Annotated in this window: 17 protein-coding genes and 1 riboswitch; of the genes, 4 read left to right on the forward strand and 13 right to left on the reverse strand. The window is 71.9% G+C overall.

From position 1 onward, the window contains the following. Positions 1-46 precede the first annotated feature (46 nt). The 6 genes from rplT to ACFQGL_RS25560 form a co-directional block, all read right to left on the reverse strand. Positions 47-439 (reverse strand): 50S ribosomal protein L20, encoded by a 393-nt coding sequence (gene rplT / locus ACFQGL_RS25535; RefSeq protein WP_030335718.1) that lies wholly within the window; start codon positions 437-439, stop codon positions 47-49. Positions 440-471: 32 nt separating this feature from the next. After that, positions 472-666 (reverse strand): 50S ribosomal protein L35, encoded by a 195-nt coding sequence (rpmI, locus tag ACFQGL_RS25540; protein ID WP_007458415.1) that lies wholly within the window; start codon positions 664-666, stop codon positions 472-474. A 20-nt stretch (positions 667-686) separates the two neighbouring features. Next, positions 687-1,331 carry a translation initiation factor IF-3 gene (gene infC, locus ACFQGL_RS25545; RefSeq protein WP_377514982.1) on the reverse strand — a complete coding sequence of 215 codons (645 nt, stop codon included), beginning with the start codon at positions 1,329-1,331 and terminating at the stop codon, positions 687-689. Positions 1,332-1,794: 463 nt separating this feature from the next. Continuing rightward, on the reverse strand, positions 1,795-2,268 hold the full coding sequence (locus ACFQGL_RS25550; RefSeq protein WP_377514983.1) for a PH domain-containing protein: 474 nt from the start codon (positions 2,266-2,268) through the stop codon (positions 1,795-1,797). Positions 2,269-2,402: 134 nt separating this feature from the next. Then, positions 2,403-3,248, reverse strand: coding sequence for an ATP phosphoribosyltransferase (hisG, locus tag ACFQGL_RS25555; protein WP_377514984.1), 846 nt, complete (start codon positions 3,246-3,248; stop codon positions 2,403-2,405). Between the two features lie 47 nt (positions 3,249-3,295). Next, the gene (locus tag ACFQGL_RS25560) at positions 3,296-3,559 is read right to left on the reverse strand and encodes a phosphoribosyl-ATP diphosphatase (RefSeq protein ID WP_030335709.1); all 264 of its coding nucleotides are present in this window, start codon (positions 3,557-3,559) and stop codon (positions 3,296-3,298) included. A 143-nt stretch (positions 3,560-3,702) separates the two neighbouring features. On the opposite strand from ACFQGL_RS25560, the gene ACFQGL_RS25565 reads away from it, so the two are divergent. The 3 genes from ACFQGL_RS25565 to ACFQGL_RS25575 are packed head-to-tail and all read left to right on the forward strand — an operon-like array spanning position 3,703 to position 6,154. Beyond that, a complete protein-coding gene (locus ACFQGL_RS25565; RefSeq protein ID WP_377514985.1) occupies positions 3,703-4,566 on the forward strand; it encodes an ABC transporter substrate-binding protein in 864 nt (287 codons plus the stop codon). After that, positions 4,563-5,408, forward strand: a complete 846-nt coding sequence (locus tag ACFQGL_RS25570) for an amino acid ABC transporter permease (protein WP_377514986.1) — start codon at positions 4,563-4,565, stop codon at positions 5,406-5,408. The genes ACFQGL_RS25565 and ACFQGL_RS25570 overlap by 4 nt, the downstream gene beginning before the upstream one ends. Positions 5,409-5,410: 2 nt before the next feature. Beyond that, on the forward strand, positions 5,411-6,154 hold the full coding sequence (locus ACFQGL_RS25575) for an amino acid ABC transporter ATP-binding protein (RefSeq protein WP_377514987.1): 744 nt from the start codon (positions 5,411-5,413) through the stop codon (positions 6,152-6,154). Positions 6,155-6,176: 22 nt separating this feature from the next. On the opposite strand, the gene ribH is transcribed toward ACFQGL_RS25575, so the two are convergent. From ribH to rpe, 7 genes are all read right to left on the reverse strand, one after another. Further along, the gene (ribH, locus tag ACFQGL_RS25580) at positions 6,177-6,674 is read right to left on the reverse strand and encodes a 6,7-dimethyl-8-ribityllumazine synthase (RefSeq protein ID WP_377514988.1); all 498 of its coding nucleotides are present in this window, start codon (positions 6,672-6,674) and stop codon (positions 6,177-6,179) included. Between the two features lie 2 nt (positions 6,675-6,676). After that, the gene (locus tag ACFQGL_RS25585; protein ID WP_377514990.1) at positions 6,677-7,942 is read right to left on the reverse strand and encodes a bifunctional 3,4-dihydroxy-2-butanone-4-phosphate synthase/GTP cyclohydrolase II; all 1,266 of its coding nucleotides are present in this window, start codon (positions 7,940-7,942) and stop codon (positions 6,677-6,679) included. 22 nt (positions 7,943-7,964) lie between these two features. Then, positions 7,965-8,654: a nicotinamide riboside transporter PnuC gene (gene pnuC, locus ACFQGL_RS25590; protein ID WP_377514991.1), complete on the reverse strand. Its 690-nt coding sequence runs from the start codon at positions 8,652-8,654 to the stop codon at positions 7,965-7,967. Then, the gene (locus ACFQGL_RS25595; protein WP_377514992.1) at positions 8,654-9,280 is read right to left on the reverse strand and encodes a riboflavin synthase; all 627 of its coding nucleotides are present in this window, start codon (positions 9,278-9,280) and stop codon (positions 8,654-8,656) included. Before ACFQGL_RS25595 ends, pnuC begins: the two co-directional genes overlap by 1 nt. A gap of 1 nt (position 9,281) precedes the next feature. Continuing rightward, positions 9,282-10,343, reverse strand: coding sequence for a bifunctional diaminohydroxyphosphoribosylaminopyrimidine deaminase/5-amino-6-(5-phosphoribosylamino)uracil reductase RibD (gene ribD / locus ACFQGL_RS25600; protein ID WP_377514993.1), 1,062 nt, complete (start codon positions 10,341-10,343; stop codon positions 9,282-9,284). A 158-nt stretch (positions 10,344-10,501) separates the two neighbouring features. After that, positions 10,502-10,672: riboswitch (FMN riboswitch) on the reverse strand. A gap of 81 nt (positions 10,673-10,753) precedes the next feature. Then, the gene (locus ACFQGL_RS25605) at positions 10,754-11,782 is read right to left on the reverse strand and encodes a response regulator (RefSeq protein ID WP_377514995.1); all 1,029 of its coding nucleotides are present in this window, start codon (positions 11,780-11,782) and stop codon (positions 10,754-10,756) included. Then, the gene (gene rpe, locus ACFQGL_RS25610; RefSeq protein WP_377514996.1) at positions 11,712-12,392 is read right to left on the reverse strand and encodes a ribulose-phosphate 3-epimerase; all 681 of its coding nucleotides are present in this window, start codon (positions 12,390-12,392) and stop codon (positions 11,712-11,714) included. The genes ACFQGL_RS25605 and rpe overlap by 71 nt, the downstream gene beginning before the upstream one ends. A 255-nt stretch (positions 12,393-12,647) precedes the next feature. Here rpe and ACFQGL_RS25615 point away from each other — a divergent pair, with 255 nt between their 5' ends. Continuing rightward, a complete protein-coding gene (locus tag ACFQGL_RS25615; RefSeq protein WP_377514997.1) occupies positions 12,648-13,538 on the forward strand; it encodes a septum formation family protein in 891 nt (296 codons plus the stop codon). The last annotated feature ends 46 nt before the right edge of the window (positions 13,539-13,584 follow it).

Raw genomic sequence — 13,584 nt, forward strand, 5'->3', positions numbered from 1 at the left:
GACGGCGGTGCCGACACGGGAGACGCCTCGCTCAGGTGCGCGGGGATCAGGCGGCCTGGGCCGCCGCGCCGCCGGTGCCCTCGGCCGCGACCGCGGCCCGGGCCAGCTCGACGATCGCCGCGAAGGCGGCGGCGTCGTTGACGGCCAGGTCGGCGAGGATCTTGCGGTCCACCTCGATGCCGGCCAGACGCAGGCCCTGGATCAGACGGTTGTAGGTCATCCCGTTGGCCCGGGCGCCCGCGTTGATCCGCTGGATCCACAGCTGCCGGAAGTCGCCCTTGCGGTCACGACGGTCCCGGTAGGCGTACTGCATCGAGTGCAGCACCTGCTCCTTGGCCTTGCGGTACAGCCGGGAGCGCTGACCGCGGTAACCGCTCGCGGTCTCCAGCAGGGTACGACGCTTCTTCTGGGCGTTTACAGCCCGCTTGACGCGTGCCATCTCAACTCCTTCTTAGGTAAAGGTGGCGCGCGTCAGCGGCCGAGCAGCTTCTTGATGCGCTTGACGTCGGCCTTGGCCAGCACGACCGTGCCGGTCAGCCGGCGGGTCTGGGTGGAGGGCTTCTTCTCCAGGTTGTGGCGGAGGCCGGCCTGCTGGGCAACGATCTTGCCCTTGCCGGTCACCTTGACCCGCTTACCCATACCCGTGTGGCTCTTCATCTTCGGCATGTGGAACGTCTTCTCCCCTGTTACTCGCCGCTGGTGTCGGCGGCGACGCCGGTCTCACCGGCTACTGCGGTCTCGCCGGCCGCCGCGGTCTCATCGGCTGCCGGGGCGGACTCGTCCCCCCGGTCCCGAGGTGCACCGCGGGACGCCGTAGCGGCGACCGCGGAGGCCTTGACGGCCCGATGCGGAGCGAGAACCATGATCATGTTTCGGCCGTCCTGCTTCGGGGCGGCTTCCACGTATCCCAGGTCCGTGATCTCGGATTCGAGCCGACGCAGGAGCCGGTAGCCCAGCTCCGGGCGGCTCTGTTCGCGACCGCGGAACATGATCGTCACCTTGACCTTGTCGCCCGCCTTGAGGAACCGCACCACGTGACCCTTCTTGGTCTCGTAGTCGTGCGGGTCGATCTTCGGCCGAAGCTTCATTTCCTTGATGACGGTCTGCTGCTGGTTACGCCGCGCTTCGCGCGCCTTGAGTGCGCTCTCGTACTTGAACTTGCCGAAGTCCATGAGCTTGCACACCGGCGGGCGCGCCATCGGCGCAACCTCGACCAGGTCCAGATCGACGTCCGCGGCCAGCTGAAGGGCGCGCTCCAGCGGGACGATGCCCACCTGCTCACCCTCGGGGCCGACCAGTCGGACCTCACGTGCCCGGATCTGCTCGTTCACGCGTGGTTCGACGCTGATGGGGCCTCCTCGAGTCGTTTCTGCTTTCGTGTCGACCCTGCGGCTCCCGGGTGGGAACCGACCTGGAAAGCAGAAGGCCCCGGCGCATGCCAGGGCCCGCTCGACCGGTCGGCACGATCACAGGATCGCGCATCCGGAACCGGGACGTGCCCGGAACCGGGGACCGGACCCGGCCACCGTGGCGGCGACTCGGGTGGGAGCAGGCGCTCCGCTTTCGTGGCTGCCTGCTCGCACGCGGAGACAGCCTGGTCGACTCCACAACCCTACACCCGCACCCCGCGCGCCCCCCAACCGCCCCACCACCCCACTCGCGCCGCGGCGCTCCGCACGCGCGACGCGCGGGGCCAGGGCGGGCCGGCCGGCCTGGCCGCAAGATCCGCACAGTTTCCACGAGAGAGTGGTCTCCGGCGGGCGGGAGGCCACTCTCTCGGCGCTAGGTGGAAGGTCAGTGGCCGGGGGCGCGGGCGGCGAGGGTGTCCAGGTGCGCCTGGTGCAGCCGGCGCAGGGCGCGGACGCCGTCGACGGCCAACTCCTTGTCGGCGGCCTGGAGGGCGACCAGCGGCAGCAGGTCGTCGTCGTACAGCTCCAGGCTGGCCCAGGGCGCGCCCCGGTCGAAGCGGATGCCGCGGACGACCTCCCAGGGCAGGTCGTACGAGCCGATGATGTTGCGCACCCGCACGCCGCGCGCGTCGGCCTCCACCCGGGGACGGGTGAACAGCAGGAAGCCCAGCGCCCCGAAGATGCCGAGGCCGATCATGGCGATCTGGTCGCCGCGTTGGAAGCTGCCGTAGCCGTCGCCGGTCGGGCCGCTCAGCGAGGTGGCCACCAGCCCGAACACCACCACCAGCGCGATCGCGGCGGACCAGCAGACCACCCGGATGCGGCGGGGCTTCAGGCGGATCGGCTCGGTGTCACTCACCCCACCAGTCTGCCACCCGACCCCGGCCGGCGGTCGCGCCACCCGCCGAACGCGAGCGGCGTGGCGCGCCGCCGTCGCGCCGAAGGAGATCAACTCCAGGTCGACACGGTGGGGATGCCCGCAGACGCAAGCGCTCAGAGGCGGCAGGCGTGGATGTTGGTGACCAGGATGGCGCGGGCGCCCAACTCGTACAGCTCGTCCATGATCCGGTGCACGTCGTCGCGGAGCACCATCGCCTGCACCGCCACCCAGCCCTCGCGGTGCAGCGGCGACACCGTCGGCGACTCGATGCCCGGTGTGAGCGAGCTGGCCCGGTCCAGCAGGCCGGCCGGCACGTCGTAGGCGAGCATCACGTAGCGGCGGGCCACCAGCACGCCGTGCAGCCGGCGCAGCAGCTGATCGGCCTGCGGGTGCGCCGGTGCGCCGGCCCGACGGACCAGCACGGCCGACGAGCGCAACAGCGGCTCGCCGAAGACCACCAGGCCGGCCTGGCGCAGGGTCGCCCCGGTCTCCACCACGTCGGCGACCACGTCGGCGACGCCGAGCCGTACGGCGTTCTCCACCGCGCCGTCGAGGCGGATCACGTCGGCCTTGAGACCCAGCTCGCTGAGGTGCCGGTCGACCAGTCCCGGGTACGCGGTGGCGATCCGGTGCCCGCCCAACTCCCGTACCGAGGCGATGTCGTCGGGGCGGGCGGCGAAGCGGAAGGTGGCCTGGCCGAACGCGAGGTCCACCACCTCCTCGGCCGGCGCGGCCGAGTCGATCAGCAGGTCCCGGCCGGTGATCCCGAGGTCGAGGTCACCGGAGCCGACGTAGGTGGCGATGTCCTTGGGGCGCAGGTAGAAGAATTCGACGTCGTTGGAGTCGTCCCGGCAGACGAGGTCCTTGGGGTCGGTGCGCTGGCGGTAGCCCGCCTCGCGCAGCATCTGGGCGGCCGGTTCGGCCAGGGTGCCCTTGTTGGGAATGGCGACACGCAGCATGACGGAGTGCTCCTTCGATCCGGATGGCGATCAACGGGTGGGGGCACTCACAGATGTCGGTAGACGTCCTTGAGCTCGAGACCACTGGCGAGCATCAGCACCTGGACCTGGTAGAGCAGCTGGGAGATCTCCTCGGCGGTACGCTCCGGTCCCTCGTGCTCGGCGGCCATCCACGACTCGGCCGCCTCCTCGACGACCTTCTTGCCGATGAAGTGCACGCCCTTGTCCAGCGCGGCGACGGTGCCCGAGCCCGGGGTGCCGGCGGCGGCCTTGGCCTGCAGCTCGGCGAACAACTCCTCGAACGTCTTCACGACGGACGATTCTTCCAGCCGCCCGGCCGGCACCCCGCCCCCGGGTCCACCGGCATCCAGCCAGCGGACACCGAGCCACAATTCCCTATCAACCCGGTGGGACACTCTCGGATCGACGCCGATGGAGCTCTACGCTGTCCGCCATGGCCAGCCGCTCAGGACTTCTCGCGCTCAGCCTCGCCGGTGCCGTCCTCGCCGCCACCGCCGGATGCGCGCCGCAGGACGAGGAACCGACCCCCTCCGTCACCGCATCGCCGTCCTGCCGCAAGGACAGCCTGCCCACCCGCACGCCGGGCAAGCTCACCATCGCCACCGACCAGCCCGCCTACGAGCCCTGGTTCTCGGACGACAAGCCGGACAGCGGTGAGGGTTTCGAGGCCGCCGTGGCGTACGCGGTGGCCGAGAAGCTCGGCTACTCCCGTGCCGACGTCACCTGGACCCGGGTCAAGTTCGACAGCGCCATCGCGCCCGGCCCCAAGACCTTCGACTTCGACATCAACCAGTTCTCCATCACCGACGAGCGCAAGCAGGCGGTCGACTTCTCCGCGCCGTACTACCTGGTGCGGCAGACCGTCATCGCGCTGAAGTCCTCGAAGATCGCCGGTAAGACCTCGCTGGCCGACCTGCGGGACGCCCGGCTCGGCGCCCAGGTCGGGACCACCAGCTACCAGGCGATCACCGACGTGATCAAGCCGGCCACCAAGCCGCAGGTCTACAACAGCAACGACGACGCCAAGAAGGCCCTGCAGAACGGGCAGCTCGACGGGCTGGTGGTGGACCTGCCGACCGCCTTCTACATCACCGGCGCGGAGATCACCGACGCCACGATCGTCGGGCAGGTGCCGCAGGTCGGTACGCCCGAGGCGTTCGGGCTGCTGCTGGACCGGAACTCCCCACTGACCTCCTGCGTCAGCGGCGCGGTGGGTCAGCTCAGCGAGGCGGGCACGCTGCGGCAGCTGGAACAGAAGTGGCTCGCGCAGGTGGCGGGGGCGGCCGAGCTGCGGTGACCCTGCTGGAGCACCACCCCTCCGAGGCACAGCTGCGGCGGGCCGCGTACCGGCGTCGGCAGACCGTCTACAGCGTGCTGGTCGCGGCCTCCTCCACGGCGGCGCTCGGCACGCTGCTGGTCGTCGCGGTGACCGGCGCGCCGGGCTGGGACCGGGTCCGGCAGTCGTTCCTGGACCCCCAGATCGCCCGGGACGCGCTACCGGCGGTGCTCAGCGGGCTCTGGCTCAACGTCCGGCTGCTGGTCTGCTGTGCGGTCGGCGCGCTGGCGCTCGGGCTGGTGATCGCCGTCCTGCGGACGCTGCGCGGCCCGATCTTCTTCCCGGTCCGGGCGCTGGCCGCCGGCTACACCTACACCTTCCGCGGCCTGCCGCTGATCATCGTGCTGTACCTGCTCACCCTCGGCGTACCCGGGCTGCGTCTGCAGGGGATGCCGCCGGTGCTGGTGCTCGGCGGGCTCGCGCTGGTCCTCACCTACGGCGGCTACCTCGCCGAGGTGTTCCGGGCCGGCATCGAGTCGGTGCACCCCAGCCAACTCGCGGCGGCCCGCTCGCTGGGCCTGACCTACCGGCAGACGATGCGGCACGTGGTCCTGCCACAGGCCGTCCGCCGCGTCGCGCCACCCCTGCTCAACGATGTGGTGGCGCTGCAGAAGGACGTCGGGCTGGTCTCGCTCGCCGGGCCGATCGACGCGGTCCGCGCCGCCCAGATCGCCACCGCACAGTCGTTCAACTACACCCCGTACGTCGTGGCCGGGGTGCTCTTCGTGCTGCTCGCGATCCCGCTGATCGCGGTCACCGACTGGGTGACGCTGCGCTCGGCCCGTCGACAGTCGGGAGGCTGAGGATGGCTCTGCTGCGCTGCCGGGGACTGCGCAAGGAGTTCGCCGGCCACGTCGTGCTCGACCAACTGGACCTGACGGTCTCCGAGCATCGGGTGGTGGCCCTGATCGGCGCCTCGGGCTCGGGCAAGTCGACCCTGCTGCGCTGCGTCAATCTCCTGGACGACCTCGACGACGGCACCATCGAGCTGGACGGCGAGGACATCTCCGACCCTCGGGTGGACCCCGACCAGGTCCGTCGGCGGATCGGCATGGTGTTCCAGGCGTACAACCTGTTTCCGCACCTGAGCGTGCTGGACAACATCACCCTCGCGCCCCGCCGGGTGCACCGGCGGGCCCGGGCCGACGCCGAGGCGCAGGCCCGGGACCTGCTCGACCGGGTGGGGCTGGGGGCCAAGGCGGACGCCTACCCGGACCGGCTCTCCGGCGGGCAGCAGCAGCGGGTGGCGATCGTCCGGGCGCTGGCCAACTCTCCCCGACTGATGCTGCTGGACGAGGTCACCTCGGCGCTGGACCCGGAACTCGTCGGTGAGGTGCTGTCGATGATCCGGGACCTGAAGGCCGACGGGATGACCATGGTGCTGGCCACCCACGAGATGGGCTTCGCCCGGGAGGTCGCCGACGAGGTCTGCTTCCTCGACGCGGGACGGGTCGTCGAGAGCGGCCCGCCCGAGCAGGTGCTCGGCGAGCCGACGCACCCCCGTACCCGCCAGTTCCTGCACCGGATCATCGAGGCCGGTCGCCTCTGACGCCGGCCCCGACGCGGCCGGGTCAGCCGCCGAAGCCGACCCGCTGCCCGTTGCGGGCCAACGCCCGGACGGCCAACGCGGCGTCGAGCGCGGCGACGGTGGCCGACCAGCCCTTGTCCTCAGCCGAGCCGGGCAGCCCGGCCCGGTCCCGGGCCTGCTCGATGGTCTCCACGGTGAGCACCCCGTGCGCGACCGGCTTGCCCTCGTCCAGCGCCACCCGGGTCAGCCCGTCGGTGACCGAACGGCAGACGTAGTCGAAGTGCGCGGTGGCGCCACGGACCACCACGCCGAGCGCGACGACCACGTCGCAGTGGCGGGCGAGGGCCTGGGCGACCACCGGCAGCTCCACCGAGCCGGCCACCCGGGCCACCACGGCCCGCGCCCCGGACGCCTCGGCGGCGGCGACGGCCCGCTCCAACATGTGGTCGGTCAGCTCACCGTGCCACCGGGCGGCCACCACGCCGACCGTCATCCCGGCGGCGTCGACCGCGTCCACGCCCGGTTCCCCGAAACCCGCCATGTCTATGCTCCGATCTCGTCGCTGGCCACCGCACGCCCCGCCGGGGCCTCGGTCACCTCGTCCAACTCGTCCAGCAGGTGACCCATCCGGTCCCGCTTGGTCCGCAGGTATCGCAGGTTCTCCGGGTGCGCGCCGACCGGCAGCCCCTCCCGCCCGGTGATGGTCAGGCCGTACCCCTCCAGCCCGGCCCGCTTGGCCGGGTTGTTGGTCAGCAGCCGCATCGAGCGCACGCCCAGGTCGTAGAGAATCTGCGCGCCGGTGCCGTAGTCCCGGGCGTCGGCCGGCAGGCCCAGGTCGAGGTTGGCGTCGACGGTGTCCCGGCCCAGATCCTGCAACTGGTACGCCTGCAGCTTGTGCAGCAGGCCGATGCCGCGCCCCTCGTGCCCGCGTACGTAGAGCACCACGCCCCGGCCCTCCTGCCCGACCCGGGCCAGCGCGGCGTCCAACTGCGGCCCGCAGTCGCAGCGCAGCGAGCCGAACACGTCCCCGGTCAGGCACTCCGAGTGCACCCGGACCAGCACGTCCTGGCCGTCGCCGAGGTCGCCCAGCACCATCGCGACGTGCTCGGCCGGGTCGTGCGCGGCGCGGTAGCCGAGCGCCCGGAACACCCCGTGCCGGGTCGGCATCCGCGCGTCGGCGACCATCTCGACCTGCTTCTCGGTCCGCCGACGGTAGGCGATCAGGTCGGCGATGGTGATCAGCGTGAGGCCGTGCTCGGCGGAGAACTTCTCCAGGTCCGGCAGCCGCATCATGGTGCCGTCGTCGTTGATCAGCTCACAGAGCACGCCCGCCGGGCGCAGTCCGGCCAGCCGGGTCAGGTCCACCGCGGCCTCGGTGTGCCCCGACCGACGCAGGACCCCGCCCTCGCGGGCCCGCAGCGGCACCACGTGCCCGGGCCGGGCCAGATCGGTCGGGTCGGTGGACGCGTCGGCGAGCAGCCGGATGGTGTGCGCGCGGTCGGCCGCCGAGATGCCGGTGCTGATGCCCTCCCGGGCGTCCACGGTCACCGTGTAGGCCGTGCCGCGCCGGTCCTGGTTGGTGTGGTGCATCGGCGGCAGATCGAGCCGGTCGCACTCGCTCTCGGTGAGCGGCACACAGACGTAGCCGGAGGTGTAGCGCACCATGAACGCCAGCAGCTCCGGCGTGGCCAGCTCGGCCGCGAAGATCAGGTCGCCCTCGTTCTCCCGATCGGCGTCGTCGACCACGACGACCGGCCGACCGGCCGCGATGTCGGCGACCGCCTGCTCGATACTTCCGAAGCTGCTCATGCCAGCACTCCACTGCGCTCGCTCATGCGACGGCCTCCGTGTAGGTGGGCGAGATCGGGGCGGCCGGCCGGGCGACGCGCGAGGTGCGCCACCAGGCGGCGAAGCCCCAGACGCAGAATGCGCCGTAGACCAGGTACATGGCCGCCGACGGGTAGAACCCGCCGCGCAGCAGCAACGGCACGCCGACGGCGTCCACCGCGATCCAGACCAGCCAGAACTCCACCCAGCCGCGGGCCATCCCGTAGGTGGCCAGCAGGCTGCCGATGAGGATCCAGGCGTCCGGCAGCGGGCCCCAGGAGCCCAGCGCGGCGAGCACCGGGTACGCCGCGGCGGTGCCCACGGCGGCGGCCAGCAGCAGGGCCAGCCGCTCCCGCCCGGTGGCCCAGCGCGGAAGCACCGCCGCGTGCCCGCCGTTGGCGCGGCGGTTGCGCTGCCAGCGCCACCAGCCGTAGACGCTGACCGCGAAGAAGAACACCTGCCGGCCGGCCTGCCCGTACAGGTCGTGCGCCTGTGGCGTGGTGAACACCCCGCCCAGGAAGACGGTGAGGAGCAGTACGTTGCCGATCATGCCGACCGGCCAGGCCCAGACCAGCCGGCGTAGCCCGAACAGCGCGGAGACCAGCCCGAACACGTTGCCGACGATCTCCCGGACCAGTACCGGCGAGCCGGCCACCTGCACCTGGGCGTCCAACAGCCAACCGAGCGCGCCCATCAGGCCACCCCGCCCGTGCCGCTGGTGTCGGCCAGCCGGGAGCCCAGCAGCCGCTCGACGTATTTGGCCAGCACGTCGACCTCCAGGTTGACCGGGTCGCCGACGCCCCTCGTGCCGAGCGTGGTCAGCGCGAGGGTGGTCGGGATCAGGCCGACGGCGAACTCGTCCGCGCCGACCTCGGCGACGGTCAACGAGATGCCGTCGATGGTGATCGAGCCCTTCTCCACCACGTACCGGGACAGGGCGGCGGGCAGCCGGAACCGGACCGTCTCCCACTGCTCGGCCGGCTCCCGGGAGATCAGCTCACCGACCCCGTCCACGTGCCCCTGCACCAGATGCCCGCCGAGCCGGCTGCCCAGCGCGGCGGCCCGCTCCAGGTTGACCGGATCGCCGGGGCGCAGCGCGCCCAGCGCGGAGCGGCGCAGCGTCTCGCCCATCACGTCGGCGGTGAAGACACCGTCCGCCACCTCGACCACGGTCAGGCAGACGCCGTTGACCGCGATCGAATCTCCGTGCCGGGCGTCGGAGGTGACCAACGGGCCGCGTACGGCGACCAACGCCGAATCGCCCGCCGTCGGCGCAACCCGGACGACCTCGCCCAATTCCTCGACAATGCCGGTGAACATGTCAGCCCTCCCTCTTACGGGGCAAAGCGGTGATCCGAAGATCCGGACCGATCTGCGTAACGTCGACGAGCTCCAGATCGATGGCCTCGGCGATGGTGCTCACTCCCGCGTCGACCAGGGCGGTCGGTCCGGCGCCGAGCAGCCGGGGCGCGACGTACCCGACGATCTTGTCGACGAGGCCGGCGGCCAGGAACGCGCCGGCCAGCCGAGGGCCGCCCTCCAGCAGCACCGCGCGGATCCCGCGCTGGTGCAGCGCCGCGAGCAGCGCCGACAGGTCGACCCGACCGTCCGGACCCGCGCCCACCTCGGCGGCGGTCGCGATCCACGTCCGTGCGGCGCCGTCGCGGACCTGGGCGTCGGCCGGGGTACGCCCCGAGCTGTCCACCACCACCCGCAGCGGCTGCCGGATGGCCAGGCTGCCGTCGCGCAGGTTGCGTGCGGTGAGTCGGGGATCGTCGGCGAGCACGGTGCCGACCCCCGCCAGCACCGCGTCGACCGTGCCGCGCAACGCGTGCACGTCCATCCGGGCGGCCTCGGAGGTGATCCACATGCTGGTGCCGTCCTGTGCCGCGGACCGGCCGTCGAGCGTGGCGGCGTACTTCCAGATCACGTACGGCCAGCCCCGGCGCATCGAGGTCAACCAGGCGATGTTGCCGGTCTCGGCCTCGTCCCGGCGTACCCCCAGATCCACCCGGACCCCGGCGGAGCGCAGCGTGGCGGCGCCGCCGGTGGCCAGCGGGTTCGGGTCGGGTACGGCGATCACCACGCGGGCCACCCCGGCCTGCACCAGCGCGGTGCTGCAGGGGCCGGTGCGGCCGGTGTGGTCACAGGGCTCCAGGGTGACCACCGCGGTTCCGCCCTTGGCCCGCTGCCCGGCCTGCGCCAGCGCGACGATCTCGGCGTGCGGCCCGCCGGCGTAGGCGTGGAAGCCCTCCCCGACGACCTGGCCGTCCGCGTCGAGCAGCACGCAGCCGACCACCGGATTGGGGCTGGTCGTGCCGAGCCCGCGCGCGGCGATCTCGATCGCTCGACGCATCGCCTCATCGACGGAGACGCTGGCCATCGCCCTGCCCTGCCCTCTCACTCGCCTGTTCGCGCGGGCGGTCAGGGAGGCGGCATCGGACCGCGGGCAGGCGGTGGCGGATTCCGGGTACGGCTACGCCGACCCGGGGGTCGGCACGGCACGCTGAAGCCAGCGGCCGGCTCGGACCCGTCCGTCCCGCGCGCTGTCTCCCATCCGGACTTTCTGGGAGCGGACGAACCGCCCCCAACCGTCGGCCCCGGAATTTCACCAGGTCCACCGGACAGCAGAGCCGTCCGGGTCGCGGGCTGACCACGGTTGGACCGTGGATCACCGCCGGTTCGGAATTTCACCGAGTCCCGCCAGCGCGTGGTGGGTACAACGGCAGTCTTACACGCCGAACGGGGTGCGTCGCCACTCAGGCGAGCTAGTTCACAGCGGGAATCACACGCCTACGTGACACCGCGACGCCGGTCCACCGCCACATACGAGCCCGGCTGGCTCTTGGCCACCGTCTTCATCTCCGAGGCCACCGCGATCGCTTCGAGGGGGTCGGTGAACCGCTTGCCGTCGTCGGAGATGGAGACCCCGATGGAGAGGGTGACCAGGGCCGCACGGCGGATGTTGCCCCGCCGGTCCTTCAGCTCGACGAAGCCGCGCTCACGGTCGGTCGGGTCGTAGAGCGTGTCGGCGGCCTTCTCGAAGTCGACCACCGCCCGGGAGGTCAGCGGGCGGACCTGGTCCGGGGCGCAGACGATGACGAAGTCGTCGCCGCCGACGTGGCCCAGGAAGGCCGGCGGCAGACCCACCGCCACCACCGCCCGGTGCAGGCTGCGGGCCAGCGCCGAGATGAAGTCGTCGCCACGGACGAAGCCGTACCGGTCGTTGACGCTCTTGAACCGGTCGATGTCGATGTAGCCGACCGCGTAGTCCACGCCCTGCCGGACCCGGTCGCTGATCTCCCGACGGATCCGGCTGTTGCCGGGCAGCCCGGTCAGCGGGGAGACCTCGCGGAACTCCTTGTTGCGCCGCAGCGTCGAGCTGACCCGGGCCACCAACTCGGCCGTGTCGAACGGCTTGACAAGGTAGTCGTCGGCGCCGGCGCTGAGGCCGTGCACCTTGTCCACCGTCATCCCCTTGGCGGTCAACATGATCACCGGCAGGGCGGAGGTCAACGGGTTGGCGCGCAGCCGCCGGGTCAGCTCCAAGCCATCGACGCGGGGCATCATGAGGTCGACCACAGCCAGGTCCGGCCGCTGCCGCTCGATGACCTCCAGCGCCTCCTGGCCGTCGCTGGCGTGGATCACGTCGAAGCCGTGCAGCCGCAGGTTGAACTCGACGAAACGGGCGATATCCTCGTCGTCGTCCACGACGAGGATGACGTCCTTGCGGTCCTCGTCGGCGTCCACCTCAGGCCCCGGGAGCCGCGCGCTCCGCCAGCGCCCGCAGGTGCCGGACCGCCTGGGCCGGGTCGGCCGCACCGTAGACGGCGGTCCCGGCCACGAACGCGTCGGCGCCCGCGGCGGACGCCTGCTCGATGGTGTCGGCGGCGATCCCGCCATCCACCTCGATACGCAGCTCCAGGTGGCCGGTGTCGACGTGCCGGCGGGCGGCGCGGACCTTGTCCAGCAGCTGCGGGATGAACCGCTGGCCGCCGAAGCCGGCCTTGATCGTCATGATCAGCAGGGTGTCGAAGCTGGGCAGCAGGTCGAGGTACGGCTCGATCGGGGTGTCCCGGTCGATGGCCAGCCCCGCCTTCGCGCCGGCCGAGCGCAGGTCCTTGGCCAACGCCACCGGGTCATCGCAGGCCTCGGCGTGGAAGGTGACGTTGTACGCCCCGGCGTCGGCGTAGCCGGGGGCCCACCGGCGCGGGTCGTCGATCATCAGATGCACGTCGAACGGCAGCGCGGTGACGGCCCGCAGGCTCTGCACCACGGGCAGCCCGATGGTCAGGTTCGGCACGAAGTGGTTGTCCATCACGTCGACGTGCAACCAGTCCGCGGCGTCCTCGACGACACGGACCTCTTCGGCGAGGCGGGCGAAATCGGCGGCCAGAATGCTCGGCGCGACGATCGGCGGCGGTACGGTCACGGGGCCAGTGTACGAACGCGGCAACCCGCCGCCCGCATCGCGGCACCATCCGGGACGCGCTGTGATCCAGCGGTGACCAGTGGTGCAGAATTAGCCGGTCCGGAGCGCCGAATCCGGACGAACAGACGTCAATGGCTGGCCGAACGATCGAAACGCGACGACACTCCAACCGGGATGGTGCCGAGGCAGCACGCCTGCCGGGGTCTTCGCCGCGGGTCGCGGTGACCGGCCGCCAGCTCCCGGAGAGGGCGGACGATGCGACGGTGGCTCGGAGCGCTGGCGCTGGCCGGCGTGGCGACGGTGCTACTGGCCGGCTGTGGTCCGGCACGCGGCGCGGACGGTGACCTCACCGACGACTGGCCGGCACTGCGGGCCCCGGAGCCGTTCACCCCGGCCACCGACACCTGCCTGCCCCGGATCACCTCGATCGTGCAGGCCAGCACGTACGAGACGGTGGACTGCGCGCGCAGCCACCTGGCCGAGGCGATCCACGTCGGCACCTTCGCCGGCCCCGCCGCGCTGAGCGACGCCCGCCCGGAGCCGGGCTCGTCGGCGCTGCGCGAAGCCCGCGCCGAGTGCGACCAGCGGGCCCGGGAGGTGCTCGGCGGCGACTGGCACACGGCCCGGCTCACCCTGTCCGTCGCGCTGCCCACGGCACCGGCCTGGCGCGGCGGCGCGCGCTGGTTCCGCTGCGACCTCAGCCAGACCGACAGCATCGACAACACCCGGCCGGTCAACCGCACCGGCAGCCTGCGCGGCGCGCTGATCGGCGACACCCCGCTGACCCACCGCTGCTTCGACCCGAAGCTGATCGGCGACAACCTCAACTACATGGCCCCGGTGCTCTGCACCGAGCCGCACCGCGCCGAGTTCGTCGGCGTCTACACCGAACGGGACATGAGCTGGGCGGAGTTCAGCCGCTCCGCCGACCAGGCGCACCGGCGCTGCATGGCCCTGATCGCCGTGTACGCCGCGGTGCCCAACAACAGCGACCTGCCGTACCGGGCCGGGTCCATCTACTACCCACCGTCGCAGCGGGAATGGGAGGAGGGTGACCGCGGGGTGCGCTGTTTCCTGTGGAGCGACGACCGCAAACTCACCCGCTCGATGCGCGGCGCCGGGCCGGAGGGACTACCCGCGATCTGAGCTCCGGTGCCGTATGCTCCTGCGCCGTGGCGCTACCGACGGCTGG

It is taken from the genome of Micromonospora vulcania, from assembly GCF_042658605.1.
Classification (GTDB): Bacteria; Actinomycetota; Actinomycetes; order Mycobacteriales; family Micromonosporaceae; genus Micromonospora; species Micromonospora vulcania.

Excerpts from the sequence above, each read along its gene's own strand:
- pnuC (WP_377514991.1), bottom strand. The coding sequence starts at position 8,654 with ATGGGCGCGCTCGGTTGGCTGTTGGACGCCCAGGTGCAGGTGGCCGGC.
- ribD (WP_377514993.1), bottom strand. The coding sequence starts at position 10,343 with ATGGCCAGCGTCTCCGTCGATGAGGCGATGCGTCGAGCGATCGAGATC.
- ACFQGL_RS25595 (WP_377514992.1), bottom strand. The coding sequence starts at position 9,280 with ATGTTCACCGGCATTGTCGAGGAATTGGGCGAGGTCGTCCGGGTTGCG.
- ACFQGL_RS25585 (WP_377514990.1), bottom strand. The coding sequence starts at position 7,942 with ATGAGCAGCTTCGGAAGTATCGAGCAGGCGGTCGCCGACATCGCGGCC.
- ribH (WP_377514988.1), bottom strand. The coding sequence starts at position 6,674 with ATGGCGGGTTTCGGGGAACCGGGCGTGGACGCGGTCGACGCCGCCGGG.
- ACFQGL_RS25565 (WP_377514985.1), top strand. The coding sequence starts at position 3,703 with ATGGCCAGCCGCTCAGGACTTCTCGCGCTCAGCCTCGCCGGTGCCGTC.
- hisG (WP_377514984.1), bottom strand. The coding sequence starts at position 3,248 with ATGCTGCGTGTCGCCATTCCCAACAAGGGCACCCTGGCCGAACCGGCC.
- ACFQGL_RS25615 (WP_377514997.1), top strand. The coding sequence starts at position 12,648 with ATGCGACGGTGGCTCGGAGCGCTGGCGCTGGCCGGCGTGGCGACGGTG.
- rplT (WP_030335718.1), bottom strand. The coding sequence starts at position 439 with ATGGCACGCGTCAAGCGGGCTGTAAACGCCCAGAAGAAGCGTCGTACC.
- ACFQGL_RS25575 (WP_377514987.1), top strand. The coding sequence starts at position 5,411 with ATGGCTCTGCTGCGCTGCCGGGGACTGCGCAAGGAGTTCGCCGGCCAC.
- rpmI (WP_007458415.1), bottom strand. The coding sequence starts at position 666 with ATGCCGAAGATGAAGAGCCACACGGGTATGGGTAAGCGGGTCAAGGTG.